The 17,863-nt window shown below is 64.2% G+C and carries 19 protein-coding genes; 12 read left to right on the top strand and 7 right to left on the bottom strand.

Going from position 1 to position 17,863, the window contains the following annotated elements; all coding sequences use genetic code 11:
- Nucleotides 1-140: 140 nt before the first annotated feature.
- The 5 genes from JN279_RS10095 to JN279_RS10075 form a co-directional block, all read right to left on the bottom strand.
- A complete protein-coding gene (locus JN279_RS10095) occupies nt 141-1,757 on the bottom strand; it encodes a copper resistance CopC/CopD family protein (RefSeq protein WP_202353682.1) in 1,617 nt (538 codons plus the stop codon).
- A gap of 76 nt (nt 1,758-1,833) precedes the next feature.
- Nucleotides 1,834-2,352, bottom strand: coding sequence for a YcnI family copper-binding membrane protein (locus tag JN279_RS10090; RefSeq protein WP_202352655.1), 519 nt, complete (start codon nt 2,350-2,352; stop codon nt 1,834-1,836).
- 39 nt (nt 2,353-2,391) lie between these two features.
- Nucleotides 2,392-2,931 carry a copper chaperone PCu(A)C gene (locus JN279_RS10085; RefSeq protein WP_096450325.1) on the bottom strand — a complete coding sequence of 180 codons (540 nt, stop codon included), beginning with the start codon at nt 2,929-2,931 and terminating at the stop codon, nt 2,392-2,394.
- A 97-nt stretch (nt 2,932-3,028) separates the two neighbouring features.
- Nucleotides 3,029-3,385, bottom strand: a complete 357-nt coding sequence (locus JN279_RS10080; protein ID WP_202352654.1) for a DUF2946 family protein — start codon at nt 3,383-3,385, stop codon at nt 3,029-3,031.
- A gap of 118 nt (nt 3,386-3,503) precedes the next feature.
- The gene (locus tag JN279_RS10075) at nt 3,504-4,406 is read right to left on the bottom strand and encodes a GntR family transcriptional regulator (protein WP_202352653.1); all 903 of its coding nucleotides are present in this window, start codon (nt 4,404-4,406) and stop codon (nt 3,504-3,506) included.
- A 253-nt stretch (nt 4,407-4,659) separates the two neighbouring features.
- Here JN279_RS10075 and JN279_RS10070 point away from each other — a divergent pair, with 253 nt between their 5' ends.
- The 6 genes from JN279_RS10070 to JN279_RS10045 all read left to right on the top strand — a co-directional run bounded on the left by JN279_RS10070 (nt 4,660) and on the right by JN279_RS10045 (nt 12,308).
- Complete coding sequence (locus JN279_RS10070; RefSeq protein ID WP_202352652.1) at nt 4,660-6,165, top strand: UxaA family hydrolase; 1,506 nt, start codon at nt 4,660-4,662, stop codon at nt 6,163-6,165.
- A gap of 62 nt (nt 6,166-6,227) precedes the next feature.
- Nucleotides 6,228-7,226 carry an aldo/keto reductase gene (locus JN279_RS10065; protein WP_096450333.1) on the top strand — a complete coding sequence of 333 codons (999 nt, stop codon included), beginning with the start codon at nt 6,228-6,230 and terminating at the stop codon, nt 7,224-7,226.
- Nucleotides 7,227-7,538: 312 nt separating this feature from the next.
- Nucleotides 7,539-8,534 carry an ABC transporter substrate-binding protein gene (locus JN279_RS10060; RefSeq protein WP_096450335.1) on the top strand — a complete coding sequence of 332 codons (996 nt, stop codon included), beginning with the start codon at nt 7,539-7,541 and terminating at the stop codon, nt 8,532-8,534.
- A gap of 167 nt (nt 8,535-8,701) precedes the next feature.
- Nucleotides 8,702-10,255 (top strand): sugar ABC transporter ATP-binding protein, encoded by a 1,554-nt coding sequence (locus tag JN279_RS10055; RefSeq protein WP_096450337.1) that lies wholly within the window; start codon nt 8,702-8,704, stop codon nt 10,253-10,255.
- Entirely contained in the window at nt 10,252-11,220 is a 969-nt protein-coding gene (locus tag JN279_RS10050; RefSeq protein ID WP_095199576.1) for an ABC transporter permease, read from the top strand. Before JN279_RS10055 ends, JN279_RS10050 begins: the two co-directional genes overlap by 4 nt.
- A gap of 71 nt (nt 11,221-11,291) precedes the next feature.
- Nucleotides 11,292-12,308: a zinc-binding alcohol dehydrogenase family protein gene (locus JN279_RS10045; RefSeq protein ID WP_202352651.1), complete on the top strand. Its 1,017-nt coding sequence runs from the start codon at nt 11,292-11,294 to the stop codon at nt 12,306-12,308.
- 15 nt (nt 12,309-12,323) lie between these two features.
- On the opposite strand, the gene phnF is transcribed toward JN279_RS10045, so the two are convergent.
- Nucleotides 12,324-13,073: a phosphonate metabolism transcriptional regulator PhnF gene (gene phnF, locus JN279_RS10040; RefSeq protein ID WP_202352650.1), complete on the bottom strand. Its 750-nt coding sequence runs from the start codon at nt 13,071-13,073 to the stop codon at nt 12,324-12,326.
- A gap of 135 nt (nt 13,074-13,208) precedes the next feature.
- Here phnF and phnG point away from each other — a divergent pair, with 135 nt between their 5' ends.
- Genes phnG through fosX form a run of 4 tightly spaced genes read left to right on the top strand, consistent with a single transcriptional unit; the run spans nt 13,209 to nt 15,812 of the window.
- Nucleotides 13,209-13,670 (top strand): phosphonate C-P lyase system protein PhnG, encoded by a 462-nt coding sequence (gene phnG / locus JN279_RS10035; protein ID WP_096457929.1) that lies wholly within the window; start codon nt 13,209-13,211, stop codon nt 13,668-13,670.
- Entirely contained in the window at nt 13,670-14,281 is a 612-nt protein-coding gene (gene phnH / locus JN279_RS10030) for a phosphonate C-P lyase system protein PhnH (RefSeq protein WP_096450341.1), read from the top strand. The genes phnG and phnH overlap by 1 nt, the downstream gene beginning before the upstream one ends.
- Before the next feature lie 2 nt (nt 14,282-14,283).
- A complete protein-coding gene (locus tag JN279_RS10025; RefSeq protein WP_096450343.1) occupies nt 14,284-15,396 on the top strand; it encodes a carbon-phosphorus lyase complex subunit PhnI in 1,113 nt (370 codons plus the stop codon).
- On the top strand, nt 15,393-15,812 hold the full coding sequence (gene fosX / locus JN279_RS10020) for a FosX/FosE/FosI family fosfomycin resistance hydrolase (protein WP_096450345.1): 420 nt from the start codon (nt 15,393-15,395) through the stop codon (nt 15,810-15,812). The genes JN279_RS10025 and fosX overlap by 4 nt, the downstream gene beginning before the upstream one ends.
- A 2-nt stretch (nt 15,813-15,814) precedes the next feature.
- On the opposite strand, the gene JN279_RS10015 is transcribed toward fosX, so the two are convergent.
- The gene (locus JN279_RS10015; RefSeq protein ID WP_096450347.1) at nt 15,815-16,015 is read right to left on the bottom strand and encodes a hypothetical protein; all 201 of its coding nucleotides are present in this window, start codon (nt 16,013-16,015) and stop codon (nt 15,815-15,817) included.
- A gap of 65 nt (nt 16,016-16,080) precedes the next feature.
- Between JN279_RS10015 and JN279_RS10010 the strand changes: the two genes are divergently transcribed.
- Nucleotides 16,081-16,980, top strand: coding sequence for an alpha-D-ribose 1-methylphosphonate 5-phosphate C-P-lyase PhnJ (locus JN279_RS10010; protein ID WP_096457932.1), 900 nt, complete (start codon nt 16,081-16,083; stop codon nt 16,978-16,980).
- The gene (gene phnK, locus JN279_RS10005; RefSeq protein ID WP_135898898.1) at nt 16,977-17,753 is read left to right on the top strand and encodes a phosphonate C-P lyase system protein PhnK; all 777 of its coding nucleotides are present in this window, start codon (nt 16,977-16,979) and stop codon (nt 17,751-17,753) included. The genes JN279_RS10010 and phnK overlap by 4 nt, the downstream gene beginning before the upstream one ends.
- Nucleotides 17,754-17,863 lie beyond the last annotated feature (110 nt).

Here is a 17,863-nt window from a genome sequence, read left to right as displayed (position 1 = left end):
AACATCTCAATGCATTAGTAAAACCAACGAACCGCACAAGGCGACCGGCAGCTCATGCGGAAAACGAAAGCATAGCCATCTGGCATATTCGCGCTAGGACTCCACTCATTCTTCGCCAAGGAGCCATCCTGGTGAATACCTTAGTCGGCGCGAATGTCGATCGGCGCCTCTATCTTCACCATGTCGAAGTCCGAGACGAGGATATCGATACGCACCGTCCAGCGGCCGGGAACCGGGATGACGAGGTTGTCGACACGCCAGCTGCCGTCGCCGGGCTTGGTCGCCGCGCGCTTCATGGGCTCGATGCCGGAATCCGGTTTCGACAGCACCAGCGTCACTTCCTTGGCGTCGAGCGGCCCGAAATCGCCGGTCATGATGATCATCGAGGCGGCGACAGGCCCGGCATGGCCCGGCGTGATGCTGAGATCGGCCATCGCCTGCAGCGCGTGGATATGGACCGAAACCGGCTGTGCCGCCGCGATCGCCAGGGCCCGTGGCGGCGGCGTGAAGCGCCAGCCCGCGGCAACGCCGAAGATTGCCAGCACGATCAGCATCTCGACGCCGATCGAGCGGGTGAGCCTGCGCTGCACCTCCGTTGCCCCTGCCTCGGCGGAGGCCGTGAGTTTCCAGCGATTGACCGCGGCCAGCGTGAACAGGAAGACCAGCAGCGCCAGCTTGACCAGCAGCAGCCGGCCATAGGCGGTGCCGATCAAGGCCGAGGGCGTCTGAACCTGGATGACGGCCAGCACAATGCCAGCCACGGCAAGCACGGCCACGACAGGCAGGATCGCTGCGGAGAAACGGCGCAGGAAAGCGACGGCACCGGTCGTTTGGCGCTTCAACGCGAGACCGAGCGGCACCAGGGCACCGGCCCAGAAGGCGATGCCGACACCATGCACGAACACCAACGGTCGCGTCAGCCATTGCGGTTCGGCCGCGCTGGCATGGCCGCTGGCGGCCAGCGCGACACCGACACCAGCCAGGCCGGCAAGGGCAAATGGCCTTGCAAACACACGCGGTCCGGCCAGCGACAGCAGACCGAGTCCCAGCGCGATCAGGGCGACCAGCATCGTCCAGCCGAAGCTGGTGCCAAGCCCGGTCCGCCAGATCACCGCTTGCGCGAGATGGGAGAGTGGCGCCCCGAGCGCGTCGAGACCCTGAAAGCCGAGTGACAAGGGTGCCGCCACCAGGCCGCACAGGATCGCGGTCGCGACAAAGCGCTGACCGGCTCGTCCCTCGCCGCCCAGCCAGGCAAGGGCGAAAGCGCCGCCCACCCCAAAGAAAAGGCCGATATAGAGCAAGACCTTGCCGATCCAGACAGCCGACCGCAGCTGCCAGTCGACGGCTTCGGACACGGCGGGCGGTTCGCTTGGCGCGCCGATGGAAAACAGCAGCGAACCACCGACCGGATGGCCGTCGGCGGAAATGACGCGCCAGCTCAGCACATGCGTGCCGGATTTGAGCGCTTGCGGATTGTCGATCTCGACCGTCTGGTCGGTGAGGCGGAAGGAGGTCAGCGCAACCGGCGTACCGTCAGGCTTCACCAGCGTCAGCACCAAGGGCGAAACCGGCTCGCTGAAGGTCAGCGAGAATTGCGTCGGAGCCTGCGCCAGGACCGCACCGTCGGCCGGATCGGTCTTGATCAGCGCGGCATGGGCAAAAGCCTGATCTGTCGATGCCATGACCATGAGCCCCACGAGCAGGCCCAGCAGCCCGCCGGCGATCCAGTCGATAAGCTTGTTGTTGGTATCGACCATTCGGGAAAATACTGCGGTCATGCCATGCCCCGGAGATGCGGCGCGCTCCGCAAGCAGAGCGCGCCAGGGGAGAAAGTTATTTCTTCGGCGTGAGCTTGATGCCGGGCGCCGGGTTTTCGAGCGCGTCTTCATCCTGCCCTGCCGCCGGGATTTCGATCCAGCGGTCGACGGCATCGCCGCATTCCTGCACCACAGGGAAATAGAGTTTCTGGCCGATGGGCAGATCCGCCGTCAGCGTCGCGCGGAAGACGAACTCGTCATAGAATTCATCGGGCAGATTGCCGCCGCTCCAGTCGACTTCCTTGACGCCGTCGGTCACCGCCTGGCCATAGAGCTGATAGGATTTTTCATATTTGCCCTTCTTGGCCTGCAGCGTCCAGCCCGGCTTCGGCATCGGCTTCACCGCGATCACCCCTTCCGGAATCTGCACGCGCACAGCGGTCGTCGCCTTGCCGTCGCAACCATGCGGCACGCGCAGCACGGCCTTGTAGGTCGAGCCGACCGCCGCTTCCTGGGTTTCGAGCGTGATGTGCGCAAAGGCGGCATTTGTCCCCAGCACCAGAAGCGCTGCGGCCGACAGAAAATACTTGTTCATGATGGTCCCTCTAGAATCTTGATCGGTACGACGGCCGGTTCAGTCGTTGTCTTCTTGAGGCGCCGCGCTACCCATGGCCTGCACGGCGAATTTGATCGTCACCGTCCCGGCCTTTTCGAAGGTCAGCGTGGCGGCGAACATCTCGCCTTGCTTGGGTGGCTGCTTCAAATCCATGAACATCACATGATAGCTGCCGGGACCCAAAACGACCTTGCCGCCGGCTGGAATCTCCAGGCCGCCGACAACGGGCCGCATGGTCATGACGCCGTCCTTGACACCCATCTCATGCAGTTCGGCCTTGTCCGAGATGTCGGAGGAAATCGACAGCAGCCGGTCCGGTGCGCTGCCGTTGTTTGTAATGCTAAAATAGCCGCCGGCCACCTTGGCGCCGGCCGGCGTGGCGCGAGACCAGGGATGGCCGATCTCGATATCGCCGACCTTGAACTCATGCGCCAAGACGGACTGGGCGCCGACGAGCATGATCGCGAAAGCCAGCGTGACAATGCCGAGATGCTCCTGGAAGCGGGACAGAATGCGGCTGAACAGCGTGCCTATCGCTGTGGGGGAAGAATGGGACATGGTTGCTCCATGAAGTGATGATCGCGCCGTTGCCGGTCGCGAGCCGTTTGATCTTTGGATGGGTGCGCCCGCGAAAGGTTCCGACGGGCAAAAAGGCTCAGGCCGCCGGCGGCGGCGCGCGCGGGTTCGACGGCGAGCGTTCGCGCGCGAGATCGAGATGAATGCTCGACGGAAAGACCAAGGCGACCGTTTCAACGGACAGGCTGCCCAAGGCCAGCCCGGCATCGGGCGGCGGCGCGAAGGCCGATGAAAACATGCTGCAGCCAAGCGCGCAGCAGGCCGGCAGATGGGACGGGTGCTGGTCGCCGCCGGGAAGCTGGGTGGCGCCGTCGCGGGTACAGATGACGTTGCCGAAAGCGTCGAGTTGCGCGGCATTCGGGCCGGTGCCGAAGGCGAACGCGCCGAGCGTCGACTGGAGCAGCAGCAGGTAGGCCGCGACAAGCGCGGCCGGCATGCTCCAGCGTCTCCCCCGGCGGTTCAAGCCATCTGCCTCTTCAAGCAATTCCTGGAAGGATACGTATCATGGCAGCGGCAGGTCGAAAATCGCCAATTCGATGCTGCGGCAACGCGGCTCAGGATTTTTGCGGCGGACGGCTTTCGGGGATCGAGGTCAAAAGCGTCTGGCGCGCCGATTTCAGGTGCTTGCGGCAGGCCGCGTCGACCTTGCCGAGGTCGCGCGATTTGAGCGCCTCGATATAGGCAAGGTGCTCGCCGACCGCGACTTCGTTGCGCTCGCGCTCCTGCGCCTTGTTCCACTGGTAGTGGTAATGGAAGATCATGGCGATGACGTCGTAGAAATCGACGATAAAGCGGTTGCGAGAGGCGCGGTGGATGAGCCGGTGGAAGCGCTCGTCCAGCTCGGAAAACGCGTTGAAGCGCGTGGCGATCTCGCGGGCCAGCTGGCGATGTTCGTCCTCTAGGCGGTCCAGATCGGCCCAGACCGGGCTGTCCTGCGGCAGTGCGGCGAAGGCAGCAGCCGAGCGCAGTTCGAACATTTCGCGGATCTCGGTCAGTTCGAGCGCGAAGGCCCGGGTAAAGCCCTTCAGCACCCAATGGCTGTTGCGGCGTTTCTCGATCAGGCCGAAGCGCGAGAAGCGGATCAGGAACTCGCGCACGCTGGTGGTGCCGACGCCGATCTCGCGCGCCAGTTCGAGCTCGTTGATCTGCATGCCGGCCTCGGCGCCGCCGGCGAGCAGGCGCCGCATGAATGAGCGCTCGATGATCTCAGCCAGCGTGTCTGTCTCTTCCTCGGGGAAGAAATCGTCGGAGCGCGGGTCGCGCAGCACCGTCTTGGCGCGTTTGTTCCAGGCGATCAGCCCGGTTTCCTCCATGCGCGCCAGGATGCTGCGCACGGTAGTGCGGCTGACGCCGAGCAGTGTGCCCAGTTCCGGTTCCGACGGCAGGCTGCGCGTTTCGTCGAGCAGCCTGAGGCACCTGTTGTAGGCGTCCTTGTAGACGTTGTTGCTCTTCGACATCCCCTGACCCAATCATGCCGGTGCTTGCGGCGGCCGGCTTGAAGCGCAATATGACGTTCCCGTGACCCTGAAAAGCAGGAATCGCTTTCGCCGGGGTCCGGTTCATCGGTTGCAGCGCCACCACACACCCGGGGCACGCGGAACGCCCGCGAAAAAACAATTGACGCAAAACTGTTTTTTCACGATAAAAGACATTAACTCTTAACAGGCGCGTGTCAATCAGCGCATCCCAGGATCACCCAGGAAACCGCCCGTGAACGTCTCGAACACCATTCTTCTGTCCCCCGCCGACAATGTCGCCGTTGCCAATGGCCGCATCGAGATCGGCACTGCTCTGCCGGGCGGCGCGCTTGCCACCGCAATCATCGAGCCCGGCCACAAGGTGGCGATCAAGCCGATCGCCGCCGGCGAGGCCGTGGTCAAATACGCCCAGGCGATCGGCCGCGCCACGCAGGACATCGCGCCGGGCGAACACGTTCATTCGCACAATCTGGTGTTCGAGGCCGGCCGCCTGCCGGTGGTGCCGCCGAGCGAGGCCGAGCACGCGACGGAGGCCGACCGCGCCCGCACCTTCATGGGTTATCGCCGCGCCGACGGCCGCGCCGGCACGCGCAACTTCATCGGCATCATCGCCAGCGTCAATTGCTCGGCCACGGTCTGCCATTCCATCGCCGACACCGCCAACCGGACCTTGCTGCCGAAATATCCTGGTATCGACGGCTTCGTGCCCATCGTCCACGGCCAGGGCTGCGGCATGAGCGCTACTGGCGACGGCATGATGGTGCTGCACCGCACGCTCGCCGGCTATGCCCGCCACCCGAATTTCGGCGGCGTGCTGATGGTCGGCCTGGGATGCGAGGTCAACCAGCTCACCCTCTACGGCCAGAAAGGTGCGGCTGCCGGCAAACGCCATTTCAACATCCAGGACGCCGGCGGATCGCGCAAATCGGTGGAAAAGGCGATGGGCGTGCTGGCCGAGATCGCCGAGGAAGTCGGCCAGTTGAAGCGCGAGCCGATCCCGGTCTCAGAGATCGTTGTCGGCCTGCAATGCGGCGGCTCCGACGGCATGTCGGGCATCACCGCCAATCCGGCGCTGGGCGCGGCTGTCGACATACTGGCCGGCGTCGGCGGCATCGGCATCCTCTCCGAGACCACGGAAATCTACGGCGCCGAGCACCTGCTTGCCTACCGCGCGGCGACGCCCGAGATCGCCAAGAAGCTCGACGGCTATGTGAAGTGGTGGGAAGATCACGTCGCCAAGCATGGCGCCTCGATCGACAACAACCCCTCGCCCGGCAACAAGCGCGGCGGCCTCACCACCATCCTGGAAAAGTCGCTGGGCGCGGTCGCCAAGGGCGGCCAGACACCGCTCAATGGCGTCTTCGGCTATGCCGAGAAGGTCACCGGCAACGGACTGGTGTTCATGGACACGCCCGGTTACGACCCGGTCTCGGCCACCGGCCAGGTCGCGGGCGGCGCCAATGTCATTGTCTTCACCACCGGCCGCGGCTCCTGCTTCGGCTGCCGGCCGACGCCGTCGATCAAGGTCGCCACCAACTCGACCATGTATCACCAGATGGAAGAGGACATGGACGTCAATTGCGGCGTCATCGCCTCGGGCGAAAAGACCATCGCGGGCATGGGCCGCGAGATTTTCGAACTGATCGTCGAGACGGCTTCCGGCCGTAAGACCAAGAGCGAGGATTTCGGCTACGGCGACAACGAGTTCGTGCCCTGGCACCTCGGCGCGACGCTCTGAATTCAACGCATATGTGGTAGAACTGCCGGGCTGGACAGCGCCCGGCAACGGGGAGGGTTTGCATGGAAAAACGCCGCATCGGCAAGACGGCGCTCGAGGTCACCGAGGTCAGCTTCGGGGGTGCCGCGATCGGCGGCCTCTACCGCGCCTGTTCGCGCGAGGCGGCGATGGAGACACTGCAAGGCGCCTGGGAGGCGGGCTTGCGCTATTTCGACACCGCGCCCTTCTATGGTTTCGGCCTGTCGGAGCGGCGTTTCGGCGACTTCCTGCGCTACAAGCCGCGCGATTCCTACGTGCTGTCCACCAAGGTCGGACGTCTGTTTCGCCCGGTGCCGGAAGACAAGGTGCCCGATCATTCCTATGTCGATCCGCTGCCCTTCGCGCTCGACTACGACTACTCCTATGACGGCATCATGCGCTCGGTCGATTTCAGCTATGCGCGGCTTGGGCTGAACAAGATCGACATCCTCTATGTGCACGACATCGGCGTCTACACGCATGGCGTCGAGAAGACCAAGCTGCACTTTCGCCAGCTGATGGATGGCGGGCTCAAGGCGCTCGAGGAGCTGAAGCGGGCCGGCACGATTTCCGCCTATGGGCTCGGCGTCAACGAAGTCCAGATCTGCCTAGATGTGATGCGCCGGGCGCCGCTCGACTGCATCCTGCTCGCCAGCCGCTATTCCTTGCTCGACCGCAGCGCCGAAGCCGAACTGCTGCCGCTGTGCCGGGCGCAGCAGACGTCACTGGTGATCGGCGGCGTGTTCAACTCCGGCATATTGGCGACCGGGCCGGTGCAAGGCGCGCATTTCGACTACCTGCCCGCCAGCCGCGATATGCTCGACCGGGTCGACGCCATGGAGAAGATCGCCGGCGAAGGCGACTACCCGCTGGCCGCCGCCGCCTTCCAGTTTCCTCTGTACGAGCCGACGGTCGCCACTGTGCTGACCGGCACCGCCAAACTGGCGAATCTGACGCGCAACCTCGAACTGCTCGACGTCGACATCCCGGAGACGGAATACCAGAAATATCGTCCCTACACGGTGGTGCAGGAGCTGGCGTGAAAGCGGCACTATGGGCCTTGGCGGGAAAGGCCCGCCCTGGAAGAAAGAATGAATGTTCCATATTGACTAACACATGGAATTAATATTCCATGTGTTTACGGAACGGAACGGGAGCGTTGGCTGCGTCCAGGGAGGAGCGGCATGAGTCTGTGCCCGCCATGGGAGGTCAGGCGCGAAACACCGCTTGCATCGTCCAGATCGATGCACTATCAAAACAGCGTAAATGTTTTTTATTGATAAAGTTCTGTTTGGGCCACGCCTATCCGAACGGAGCTTCCGTAACGTTCACCAGGCGACTTAGGGAGGAATCCTATGAAATTCGTGACCAGCATTCTCAACCGCCGCGCCGTGATGGCTCTGGCAGCAGCCTCGATGCTCGCCGGCGTCATGCATTCGGCGCCGGTTTCGGCGGCGGACGTGACCATTCCGATCATCGTCAAGGACACAACGTCCTTCTACTGGCAGATCGTGCTCGCTGGCGCCCGCAAGGCCGGCAAGGATCTCGGCGTCAACGTGCCGGAGCTCGGCGCCCAGGCTGAAACCGACGTCAACGGCCAGATCTCCATCCTCGAGAACGCCGTCGCCGGCAACCCGGCCGCCGTCGTCATCGCGCCGACCGAAGCCAAGGCGCTCGGCAAGCCGATCGACGAGGCAGCAAGCAAGGTCAAGGTGATCGGCATCGACTCCAGCGCCGACTCCAAGGCCTTTACCTCGTTCCTGACCACCGACAACGTCCAGGGCGGCCGCGTCGCCGCGGACGGTCTTGCAGCGGCCATCGGTGCGGCCAATGGCGGCAAGGTCGAAGGCAAGGTAGCCCTGATCACCGCGCTGCCCGGCGCCGGCTCGCTCGAGCAGCGCGCCCAGGGCTTCAAGGAACAGCTCAAGGCCAAATATCCCGGCCTCGAACTGGTCGCCGACAAATATGCCGACGGCCAGGCCACCACCGGCCTCAACATCGCGACTGACCTGATCACCGCCAATCCGGACCTGAAGGGCATCTTCGCCTCCAACCTGATCATGGCGCAGGGCGTCGGTCAGGCGATCGCCGAGAACAATCTTGCCGGTAAGGTCGGGCTGATCGGCTTCGATAGCGACGAGAAGCTGATCAAGTTCCTGAATGACGGCGTCATTTCCGGCCTCGTCGTCCAGGATCCCTATCGGATGGGCTATGACGGCATCAAGACCGCGCTCGCCGCTTCGAAGGGCGAGAAGGTCGAGGCCAATGTCGACACCGGTGCCAACCTCGTCACCAAGGCCAACATGAAGGAACCCAAGATCGACGCGCTGCTCAACCCGAAGCTCAACTGAGCCTTCGCGTAGCCGTACTCGTTTCCGGGGCCTCGTGCCCCGGAAACGACAGCCATATCGCTTGGAAATCCGCCAAGCTGGGCTAGGTTGCTCTTGCGGGCATTTCAAAGCCTCGCCGCGCGCCAAATCGTGAGGCCAATCTGGGAGGCCAATCTGGGAGGATTGTCATGACATCGACGGCGCAAGACCTGCACCCTGCCCCCGTGCTGGAGCCCGGCAGGACGATCCTCGAACTGCGCGGCCTCGAGAAGAAATATCCCGGCACCCATGCGCTGAAGCCGGTGACACTGGCTTTCAAGTCCGGCGAAATCCACGCCATCGTCGGCGAAAACGGTGCCGGCAAATCCACCCTGATCAAGCTTCTGACCGGCGTCATGCCGCGCACATCAGGCGATGTCATCTGGGAAGGCAAGCCGGCGGCGCTGGCAACCCCGCATGAGGCGATGGCGCTCGGCATCAATGCCGTGCATCAGGAAGTCGTGCTCTGCCGTCATTTGACCGTCGCCGCCAACATGTTCCTCGGCGAGGAGAATTCGCGTTTCGGCATCCTGCAGCAGCGCGCCATGGTCAAGGAAGCGCAGAAGATCATCGACGATCTCGGCTTCGACCTGCCGGCGCATGTCGTGCTCGGCGACCTTACCATCGGCCAGCAGCAGTTGATCGCCGCCGCCCGCGCCACCGTGCGCGGCACCAAATTCCTGATCTTCGATGAGCCGACCGCCTACCTCACCCGCAAGGAGGCAGACCAGCTTTTCACGCTGATCCGCCGGCTGAAGGGCGAAGGCGTGACGATCATCTACATCAGCCATCGCATGGAGGAAGTCTTCGAGCTCGCCGATCGCGTCTCCGTGCTGCGCGACGGCACGCTGGTCGGCACCAGGAACATTGCCGAGACCAACGATGCCGAACTGGTCAAGATGATGATCAACCGCTCGATCGAGCAGGTCTATCACAAGGAGCACTTCACGCCGGGAGCCGTGATCGTCGAGGCCAGGAACCTCTCGGGCAAGGGTTTCGAAAATGTCTCGATGACGGTCCGCGCTGGCGAGATCGTCGGGCTCTACGGGCTGATCGGCGCCGGACGTAGCGAGTTCGTCACCACCCTCTATGGGCGTCATAAGAAGTCGGCTGGCCAGATCCTGTGGGAGGGCAAGCCGGTTCAGATCAATTCCGAACATGACGCGATCAAGCTCGGCATGGCGCTGGCGCCGGAAAGCCGCCGCGACCAGGGCCTCTGCCTCAATTTGCCGGTCGGGCTCAATCTCAACCTGCCGATCTACAAGCGCATTTCCAAGAACCTGTTGATCTCCGGCACGCAGGAAAAGACCCAGGCCGACCGCCAGATCGCGGATCTGCGCATCAAGACGCCGACACGCAATGCGCTGGCCTCCAGCCTGTCGGGCGGCAATCAGCAGAAGATCGTCATCGGCAAATGGCTGGCGCATGGCGCCAAGCTGTTCATCTTCGACGAGCCGACGGTCGGCGTCGATGTCGGCACCAAGGCTGAGATCTACCGCCTGTTCGGCGCACTCTTGTCGAAGGGCGCCGGCATCATCCTGATCTCGTCCTATCTGCCGGAAGTCTATGAGCTGGCCGACACGCTGCATGTGTTCCGCCGCGGCAAGCTGGTGGCGACACACGGCTTCCGCACCGCCGATCACGAGGAAATTCTCACACAGGCGCTCGCCGAGAAACAAGAAAAGCTGGGAGGAAAGACATGAGCACCGAGGCGATTCCTGCCGAAAAACCCAAGCGCAATTACAACGCCCTGTTCGGGCTGACGCTGCTGGCGCTGCTGGTGCTGCTCTGGGTCATCCTGTCGCTGTCGACATCGAGCTTCGCCTCGGCCAACAACATCTCGAACCTTCTGCGTCAGGGTTCGATGATCGCCATCCTGGCGGTCGGCCAGACCTTCGTCATCATCACCGGCGGCATCGATCTGTCCGTCGGCGCGGTGGTCGGTTTTGCCACCGTCATCGCGGCGATGCTGATCAATGCCGGGGTGCCCGTCTTCCTCGCCATCCTCCTCACCTTGCTGGTCGGCGTTGCCATCGGCCTGTTTCACGGCTTCGGCATCGTCAAGATGGGCCTGCCGCCCTTCATCATCACGCTGGCGACGCTGACCTCGCTACGCGGCATCGGCCTTCTGATGACCAACGGCAACTCGATCTCGATCAACAACGATGCCTTCCAGGAGTTCTCGCGCAACTCCTTCCTCGGCGTGCCCAATCTGTTCTGGATGGTGATCCTGGTCGGCATTCCGGCCTATATCTTCCTGCATCACAGCCGTTGGGGCCGCTACCTCTTCTCGGTCGGCTCCAACGCCGAAGCCTCGCGCCTCTCGGGCGTCAATGTCCAGCGCACCATCTACATGGCCTACACGCTGTCGGGCCTGTGCGCGGCTTTTGTCGGCGTGCTTCTGGCTTCGCGCATCGGCATCGGCAACCCGACCCAGGCCGAGGGCTGGGAACTGCAGGCGATCGCGTCCTCGGTGATCGGCGGCACCTCGCTGTTCGGTGCGGTCGGCTCGGTGCACGGCCCGCTGCTCGGCGCCTTCATTCTGGCGACCATCAACAACGGCGCCAACCTGCTCAACGTCAACGCCTTCTGGCAGCGCATCATCACCGGCGTGCTGATCATCGTCATCGTCTACTTCGACGGCCTGCGCCGCCGCGGCGGCAAGTGATCACCACCGAGATCGATCGCCGGCCTGTCATGACGGGCCGGCGATTTCATAAACCTTGACTGGATTGAAGCATGAAAGCCGTCGTTTGCCGCTCGCCCGGCGACCTTGTCCTGGAAGACCGCCCCGCACCCGGTTCGCCATCAGCCGGCTGGGCGCTGGTCGCGGTCAGCCATGTCGGCATCTGCGGCACCGACTACCACATTTTCGAGGGCAAGCACCCGTTTCTCGCCTACCCCCGCATCATGGGCCATGAAGTGTCGGGAACGATCGTCGAGACCGGTGACGGTGTCGATCTTGCCATTGGCGAACCGGTCGTCATCAACCCCTATCTCTCCTGCGGCAAATGCATCGCCTGTCGGCACGGCAAACCGAATTGCTGCGTCAAGATCGAGGTACTCGGCGTCCATCGCGACGGCGCCATGTGCGAACATATCCTTGTCCCGGCGCAAAATCTCTATCCGGCCAATGGCCTGTCGCTGGCCGACGCCGCCGCCGTCGAATTCCTGGCCATCGGCGCGCATGCCGTGCGGCGCTCGCGCGCCGATCCAGGCGCCCGTGCGCTGGTCATCGGCGCCGGCCCGATCGGGCTCGGCAACGCCATCTTCGCCCGCATTGCCGGCCTCGACGTGACGCTGCTCGACATGAGCAGTGAACGCCTTGCCTTCGCCGAAAACGAACTTGGTTTCAGTGTGCTCGACGGCTCGCGCGGAGCGGTGCCCGACCTGGTCAGGGAGGCGACATCAGGCGAAGGCTTCGACGTGGTCTTCGACGCCACCGGCAACACCCAGTCGGTGCAATCGGCCTTCGCCCATGTCGCGCATGGCGGGACGCTGGTGCTGGTCAGCGTCGTCAAGGACGACATTACCTTTTCCGACCCGGAATTCCACAAGCGTGAAATGACGCTGGTCGGCAGCCGCAATGCGCTCAAGGCCGATTTCGACCACGTCGCCGCCTCGATCCGCAACGGCGCCGTGCCCATGGCCAAGCTCGTCACCCACCGCACAACGCTGGCCGGCACGCCGAGCGATCTCGCGCGCTGGGCGCACGAAAAGTCCGGCCTGATCAAGGCTGTGATCGAGGTGGGGTAGCCGGCCGCCGCCCCCCTACAGCGCCGACAGCCTCAGCTCCACCCGCTCCGCCGGAAAGCGCGAGTCGGAAAACTGGATCGGCTGGCCGTCCGGCGTGACGTTGACCGCCACCGTCACCAGCACGATGGCACCTGGCTGCAGGTCGAGGTCGGCAAGATCGGCCGCATCGGCATGGCGCGCCGACAGCACGGTCGATTGCCTGAGATAGTCGTCGATGCCGAAGCGGGCCAGCGACGCGGTGATCGAGCCGGTCTCGGCCATCGCCTTGTCGATGCCGGCAAAGCGCCTGGCCTCGAACCAAGCGGCAGCGCGCGACACAGCCCGTCCATCGGCTTCGCCGCGTGTCTCCAGCCTGATCACCTCGGTCCCCCTGGTTAATCCGAGGCCCTCGGCGACGCGCGGGCTGGCCGGCTCGACCGATGAGGCAAGCAGCACGATGTGCCGTTCCGAGGTCTGCCCTTGCAGGCCTGTCGAAAACCGCGTGCGCGCGCCGATCGGATAGGATAGCCGCTTGCGCGACAAGACGAAGGTGCCGCGCCCCTGCTCCGCCCGCAGCACGCCTTCCTGCACAAGCGCCGATATGGCGCTGCGCACCGTGTGGCGGTTGACGCCATAGCGCTCGGCCAGCACCACCTCTGGCGGCAGCGCGGCATTCTCGGCGAAATCGCCGGTGGCGATCGCCTGCAGGATCCTATCGGCAATCTGCCGCCATAGCGAGACGCCGCTGCGCCGCTCGATGCTGTCGGCTTCCTGTCGCCCGATCATGATTTGCCCCAGCCTTCTATCCCCTGTCATCCACCCGTCATGGACTCGCGCTACGTAGTATGTATAATTTGTATAATTGTCTATATCAATAGACAAATTTAACAAAGAGGAATTTAACAAAGAGGAATGCTGCCGATGCGAGGACAGGAAGCCCGCGACCAGGCCGAACGCAAGGCCGCCATGGCGACGCTGGCGCAATCGAGCGGTGACGACATCGTCCGGCTCTGGAATGAGGCCGGCCTGCCTTCGCAGGCCGAACTGCTGCGCGGTCCCGAGACCGGGCTGGTGACGCTGCGCGGCCGCATCGGCGGCGGCGGCGCACCCTTCAATGTCGGCGAGGCGACCGTCACCCGCGCCACCGTCCGGCTGCCGTCGGGACAGGTCGGCCATTGCTACGCGCTTGGCCGCGACAAGCAGAAGGCGAAGCTGGCGGCAATAGCCGACGCGCTCTGGCAGGACCCAGCCCGCCGCGCCGAGGTGGAGACCAGGCTGATCGCGCCTTTGCGGTCGGCGCTCGCCACCGCCCAGGAAAAACGTCGCGCCGAGACGGCGGCAACGAAGGTGGATTTCTTCACCATGGTTCGCGGAGAAGACTGATGGATATCGCAGCGCAATCGATCGAGGGCGGCTTCGCCGATCCGGTCTTCAACGCCCAGACGGTGTTTCGCGCGGTGATGGACGCGATGGCGCGGCCGGGCAGCGTGCAGCCTTTGCCGGCCTTGGCCCGCCCACCCGCGCCGCTCTCGGGAACTGCTGGCGCCGTGGCATTGGCGCTGTGCGACAACGACACGCCGCTCTGGCTCGACCCCGCCTTGCACACCTCCGCCGCGATCGGCTCATGGCTTGGCTTCCACACCGGCGCGCCACTCGCCAACACGCCTGCCGACGCGCATTTCGCCTTTGTCGCCACGCCTGCCGAGATGATGGCGCTCGACGGCTTTTCGCAGGGAACGCAGGATTATCCCGATAGGTCGACCACCCTGATCCTGCAGGTCGGCGATCTGACCTCCGGCGTTCCGCTGTTGCTCGAAGGCCCAGGCATCGAAGCCAGCGCCACGATCGCCCCGGCGCAGATGCCGCGTCACTTCATCGAGCAGTGGAAGCAGAACATCCAGCGCTTTCCACGCGGCGTCGACATCATCCTCGCTACGCCGGAAGGCATAGCCTGCCTGCCGCGCACCACGCGCATCAAGACGATGGAGGCTTGAAGATGTATGTCGCGGTAAAAGGCGGCGAAGCCGCAATCGCCAACGCCCACAGCCTGCTTGCCGACCGCCGGCGCGGCGACCGTTCGGTGCCGGCGCTGCGCCTCGACCAGATCGTCGAGCAGCTGGCGCTCGGCGTCGACCGGGTGATGAGCGAAGGCTCGCTCTACGACCGGGAACTCGCGGCACTCGCCATCGTCCAGGCGCGCGGCGACATGATCGAGGCGATCTTCCTGGTGCGCGCCTATCGCACCACGCTGCCGCGCTTCGGCTACACCAAGCCGATCGACACCGGCGCCATGCTGGTCGAACGGCGCGTCTCGGCGACCTACAAGGACCTGCCCGGCGGCCAGCTTCTCGGGCCGACCTTCGACTACACGCACCGGCTGCTCGATCCCGAACTTGCCGCCGGCGCCGATGTCGCCGAACCCTTGCAGCGCGAGACGGAGGCCCAGGCCATGCCGCGCGTCTCGGCGATCCTCGCCCGCGAGGGCCTGATCGAACCGGATGGCGAGATGCCTGGGGATCATGTGCCCGGCGACATCACCCGCGAGCCGCTGGAATTCCCGATGGCGCGCGACATCCGCTTGCAGGCGCTGTCGCGCGGCGACGAGGGTTTTCTGCTGGCGCTCGGCTATTCCACCCAGCGCGGCTATGCCCGCAACCACCCCTTCGTCGGCGAAATCCGCATCGGCGAGGTCGAGCTGGAACTCGACGTCCCCGAACTGCCCTTCGCCGCGCCACTCGGCAAGGTCCGCGTCACCGAATGCCAGATGGTCAACCAGTTCAAGGGTTCGGCCAAGGCGCCGCCGCAATTCACCCGCGGCTACGGCCTAGTCTTCGGCCAGAGCGAGCGCAAGGCGATGGCCATGGCGCTGTGCGACCGCGCCCTGCGCGCCTCCGAGCTCGGCGAGGACATTGTCGCCGCCGCCCAGGACGAAGAGTTCGTCATCTCGCATTCCGACAATGTCCAGGCGACCGGCTTCGTCGAGCACCTGAAGCTTCCGCACTATGTGGACTTCCAGGCCGAACTCGACCTAGTGCGGCGCATGCGCGCCGAATACGAGGCACGCGAAAACCCCACCAGGGTGGAAGAAAAGCGGGAGGGCGCGGAATGATCGAAGGCCTGTCCCACATGACCTTCATCGTCAGGGATCTCGACCGGATGACTGCCATCCTCAAGGGCGTCTTCGACGCGCGCGAGGTCTATGCCAGCGATGCCGAGCAGTTCTCGCTGTCGCGCGAAAAATTCTTCCTGATCGGCGACATCTGGATCGCCATCATGCAAGGCGAGGCGCTGCCGGAGCGCAGCTACAACCACATCGCCTTCAAGATCGACGACGCCGATTTCGACCACTACGCCGAACGCGTCGGCAGGCTAGGCCTAGACATGCGCCCACCACGCCCACGTGTCGAGGGTGAAGGTCGCTCGATCTATTTCTACGATGACGACAACCACATGTTCGAACTGCACACCGGCACGCTCAATGAGCGGCTGGCGCGCTACGCCAGGGGATTGGAGGCCGCGGAATGACCCTAGTTGCCTACGCCGCCATGCCCACCGTCGGGGAAATGGCCGCCGCCATACCCTCCATTGTAGCCACGGCTGCCGGCAACGGTCTCGCCTGTAGCGCCTTCCTTCGGTGCTGGCAGAACCATCCGTCGAAGGAAAAACAGCACCGCGCCAGCGAACACCACCAGCAGAATTCCGAGATGTATCCAACCGTCTTGGGTCATCGGAATTCGCCCCTAGTTCCGCGTCCTGGACGTCAAATCAATAGCACAATGTGGATGTGATCGCCATGACCGACATCACCACCTACAACTTTGCTTATCTCGACGAACAGACCAAGCGGATGATCCGCCGGGCGATCCTCAAGGGCATCGCCATCCCCGGCTATCAGGTGCCGTTCGCCTCGCGCGAAATGCCGATGCCTTATGGCTGGGGCACTGGCGGCGTCCAGGTCACCGCCTCGATCATCGGCCCCGACGATGTGCTGAAGGTCATCGACCAGGGCGCCGACGACACCACCAACGCGGTCTCCATCCGCGCCTTCTTCAAGAAGGTCGCCAACGTCGCTGTCACCACCGACACCGCCAGCGCCACCATCATCCAGACCCGCCACCGCATCCCCGAACATCCGCTCACTGCGGGCCAGGTGCTGGTCTACCAGGTGCCGATCCCCGAGCCGCTGCGCTTCCTCGAACCGCGCGAGACCGAGACGCGCAAGATGCATGCGCTGGAAGAGTACGGTCTCATGCATGTCAAGCTCTACGAGGACATCGCCAAGCACGGCCGCATCGCCACCACCTATGCCTATCCGGTCAAGGTCGAGGGCCGCTATGTGATGGACCCCTCGCCGACGCCGAAATTCGACAATCCCAAGATGCACCGCTCGCCCGCGCTACAGCTGTTCGGCGCCGGCCGCGAAAAACGTATCTACGCGGTGCCGCCCTTCACCGATGTCGTCAGCCTCGACTTCGAGGACCATCCGTTCGAGGTGCAGACCTTCGACCAGCCGTGTGCACTGTGCGCGGCCGAGAATGTCTATCTCGACGAGGTCATTCTCGACGACCATGGCGGCCACATGTTCGTCTGCTCCGACACCGACCACTGCGAGAAGCGGCGGGCAGATGGCCATCGCGGCCATCTTGCCCCCGAAAATCATTCTGCCCCAGAAAACATGGAGCCGGCACAATGACCGACGAACCGCTGCTGCGCGTCTCGGCGCTCTCCAAATTCTACGGCTCGCGCGTCGGCTGCGACAACGTTTCCTTCGACCTGTGGCCGGGCGAAGTCCTGGCAGTGGTTGGCGAATCCGGTTCCGGCAAGACGACGCTGCTCAACTGCCTGTCGACGCGGCTCCTGCCGTCTTCCGGCACCGCCAGCTACCGCATGCGCGACGGCCAGTTCCGCGAGCTCTACCGCATGAGCGAGGCCGAGCGCCGCTTCCTGATGCGCACCGACTGGGGCTTTGTCCACCAGAACCCGGCCGACGGCCTGCGCATGACGGTGTCGGCCGGGGCCAATGTCGGCGAGCGGCTGATGGCGGTCGGCGACCGCAACTATGGCAAGATCCGCGCCACGGCCGTCGACTGGCTGTCGCGCGTCGAGATCGAGCAGGACCGCATCGACGACGAGCCGCGCGCCTTCTCCGGTGGCATGCGCCAGCGCCTGCAGATCGCCCGCAACCTCGTCACCGGTCCACGGCTGGTGTTCATGGACGAGCCGACCGGCGGCCTCGACGTCTCGGTGCAGGCGCGCCTGCTCGACCTGTTGCGCGGGCTGGTCACCGATCTCGGCCTCGCGGCCATCGTCGTCACACACGATCTCGCCGTGGCGCGCCTGCTGTCCCAGCGCATGATGGTGATGAAGGACGGCCGCGTCGTCGAAAGCGGCCTCACCGACCGCGTGCTCGACGACCCGCGCGCGCCCTACACGCAGCTTCTCGTTTCCTCGATTCTTCAGGTTTGATGATGGCGCCAAGTCACCCCCCTCTGACCTGCCGGCCATCTCCCCCTCAAGGGGGGAGATTAGCTGTCGTTGCCGGTTTCGCCAGACTTCGACGTAGCAGAAAAAGCGAG

The organism is Mesorhizobium sp. 113-1-2 (genome assembly GCF_016756475.1).
Lineage (GTDB): Bacteria > Pseudomonadota > Alphaproteobacteria > Rhizobiales > Rhizobiaceae > Mesorhizobium > Mesorhizobium loti_C.
The sequence above is the reverse complement of the archived record's forward strand: the minus strand, read 5'-3'. Positions and strand labels throughout refer to the sequence as shown.

Excerpts from the sequence above, each read along its gene's own strand:
- JN279_RS10085 (WP_096450325.1), bottom strand. The coding sequence starts at position 2,931 with ATGTCCCATTCTTCCCCCACAGCGATAGGCACGCTGTTCAGCCGCATT.
- JN279_RS10010 (WP_096457932.1), top strand. The coding sequence starts at position 16,081 with ATGACCGACATCACCACCTACAACTTTGCTTATCTCGACGAACAGACC.
- JN279_RS10015 (WP_096450347.1), bottom strand. The coding sequence starts at position 16,015 with ATGACCCAAGACGGTTGGATACATCTCGGAATTCTGCTGGTGGTGTTC.
- phnF (WP_202352650.1), bottom strand. The coding sequence starts at position 13,073 with ATGATCGGGCGACAGGAAGCCGACAGCATCGAGCGGCGCAGCGGCGTC.
- fosX (WP_096450345.1), top strand. The coding sequence starts at position 15,393 with ATGATCGAAGGCCTGTCCCACATGACCTTCATCGTCAGGGATCTCGAC.
- JN279_RS10090 (WP_202352655.1), bottom strand. The coding sequence starts at position 2,352 with ATGAACAAGTATTTTCTGTCGGCCGCAGCGCTTCTGGTGCTGGGGACA.
- JN279_RS10060 (WP_096450335.1), top strand. The coding sequence starts at position 7,539 with ATGAAATTCGTGACCAGCATTCTCAACCGCCGCGCCGTGATGGCTCTG.
- JN279_RS10055 (WP_096450337.1), top strand. The coding sequence starts at position 8,702 with ATGACATCGACGGCGCAAGACCTGCACCCTGCCCCCGTGCTGGAGCCC.
- JN279_RS10050 (WP_095199576.1), top strand. The coding sequence starts at position 10,252 with ATGAGCACCGAGGCGATTCCTGCCGAAAAACCCAAGCGCAATTACAAC.
- JN279_RS10045 (WP_202352651.1), top strand. The coding sequence starts at position 11,292 with ATGAAAGCCGTCGTTTGCCGCTCGCCCGGCGACCTTGTCCTGGAAGAC.
- JN279_RS10065 (WP_096450333.1), top strand. The coding sequence starts at position 6,228 with ATGGAAAAACGCCGCATCGGCAAGACGGCGCTCGAGGTCACCGAGGTC.
- phnG (WP_096457929.1), top strand. The coding sequence starts at position 13,209 with ATGCGAGGACAGGAAGCCCGCGACCAGGCCGAACGCAAGGCCGCCATG.
- JN279_RS10095 (WP_202353682.1), bottom strand. The coding sequence starts at position 1,757 with ATGGTCGATACCAACAACAAGCTTATCGACTGGATCGCCGGCGGGCTG.
- JN279_RS10025 (WP_096450343.1), top strand. The coding sequence starts at position 14,284 with ATGTATGTCGCGGTAAAAGGCGGCGAAGCCGCAATCGCCAACGCCCAC.
- phnK (WP_135898898.1), top strand. The coding sequence starts at position 16,977 with ATGACCGACGAACCGCTGCTGCGCGTCTCGGCGCTCTCCAAATTCTAC.
- phnH (WP_096450341.1), top strand. The coding sequence starts at position 13,670 with ATGGATATCGCAGCGCAATCGATCGAGGGCGGCTTCGCCGATCCGGTC.
- JN279_RS10075 (WP_202352653.1), bottom strand. The coding sequence starts at position 4,406 with ATGTCGAAGAGCAACAACGTCTACAAGGACGCCTACAACAGGTGCCTC.
- JN279_RS10080 (WP_202352654.1), bottom strand. The coding sequence starts at position 3,385 with ATGCCGGCCGCGCTTGTCGCGGCCTACCTGCTGCTGCTCCAGTCGACG.